The sequence below is a fragment of the Frankia sp. KB5 genome, assembly GCF_002099325.1.
Taxonomy (GTDB): domain Bacteria; phylum Actinomycetota; class Actinomycetes; order Frankiales; family Frankiaceae; genus Frankia; species Frankia casuarinae.
On sequence record NZ_MRUJ01000391.1, the window covers coordinates 1 to 1497 of the forward strand.

The 1497-nt window shown below is 66.9% G+C and carries 1 protein-coding gene and 1 pseudogene; one reads left to right on the top strand and one right to left on the bottom strand.

Going from position 1 to position 1497, the window contains the following annotated elements; translation table 11 throughout:
* Positions 1-192: 192 nt before the first annotated feature.
* Positions 193-1056: a LuxR C-terminal-related transcriptional regulator gene (locus KBI5_RS24680; protein ID WP_241883183.1), complete on the bottom strand. Its 864-nt coding sequence runs from the start codon at positions 1054-1056 to the stop codon at positions 193-195.
* Between the two features lie 217 nt (positions 1057-1273).
* On the opposite strand from KBI5_RS24680, the pseudogene KBI5_RS24685 reads away from it, so the two are divergent.
* Positions 1274-1497, top strand: a pseudogene (locus KBI5_RS24685) (AMP-dependent synthetase); the annotation flags it as partial.

Consider the following 1497-nt stretch of genomic DNA (forward strand, 5'->3'; position numbering starts at 1 on the left):
CAGCCACGCCCACGAACCGCCACCTACAGCAAGATCCCTAAACCAGGTGAATGCTTACGACTTGGCGGCCCGACCCTCGACGCGGTTCTCGGCGCATCACGACGCCCACGAGAGCCCCGAACAGCTCAGCGACGAAGACCGGGCACGGCTCTCCGTGGGCGGAAGTCCCCGCCGGGCGAAGTCAGGGTAAGTTCAGGGGATCAGCATCGCCTTGCGGGCGCGGACGACGGCTTCGTAGCGTGTGCCCGCGTCCAGTTTCCGCATGGCGGATTGCAGGTATGCCTTGACCGTTTCGCGGGAGAGCGAAAGCCGGTTTGCGACCTCGGCATTGGTGCAGCCAAGCGCGACCTGGGCGAGGACATCGGTCTCACGGGTGGACAGGCGTATCTTGGAATTTTTTCCCGGCCCGCTCTCGCCGACGGCGACGAGACGTTGTGCGGCCGCGTAGATCCTGCGCTGGAGCGCCGAATCGGACATGGCTCCCGCGATGGCCCTCAGTTCGGAGTGCACCGAACGAAGTTCCTCAAGCGTGGCGGCGTGCGCGGGCTCGAGCTGTCTGACGGCCGCGAGCGACTCGGCCATCGCCAACCGATGATCGACTTCGTCGCGGATGGTGAGCTCGTGGACGAGCCGCCGGCCCGCGGCAACGATCTCGTCCCGTATCCGGTCGCCCAACGCGGCGGGCTGGCGCACCGCGCCGTAGAGGACGGCACGGCAACGGCCACCAGCGTGAACGGGAACCGCGAGTAACGAGGCGAGACCTTCGCGGAGGACGGGCCGGTCGTAGTCATGCGTGATGCTCCGCGCGCTGGCGTAGTCGGTCACCCCGACCGGGCGGCCCTGCAGGATCACCCGGCCGCCCAGTCCCGTGCCGGGACAGACCTCCAGATTGTGCAGGCCGGTGGTGCGAGTGCCCAGGAACTCCGTCAGGCGCAAGCGGTTGCCACCCACCTCACCGGCGAATGCCACCGGGACTCCGCCCTGCCGGATGATGGTGCGCAGCTCGGCCCGCAAGGCCGCGCGGTCGTCTGGACGAAGTAATCGGGTGTCACTCATCGCGTCCGTCCTCATTGCGCACACCGCCATGTTGTGCACGTCACAGTAACCCGGCCGAGGCAAGCCGTCGACCGGCCATCCCCGTGACCATCACGCGACCATCACGCGGCTACCTCCGCTACCACCCCGTGGCCATCCCCGCCTGCTACCAACTTTCGGGGGTGGCCGGCGGGGGCGGCTCGGCACGACTCTGTGCGGTGTTGGAAGGAGTTTGCCGATGACGTCGACTGCCGCGACCGAGACCTACCGCACTGCCCGCGATCTTCTGATCAACTTGCGCACGGACTACGGCAAGGCGCTGGAGGAGTTCCGCTGGCCACGGTTCGAAGGCCAGTTCAACTGGGCCATCGACTGGTTTGACCCAATCGCCCGGAACAACGACCGGGTGGCGCTGTGGATCGTGGAAGAGGATGGTTCGGAACGTCGGTGCACCTATGACGA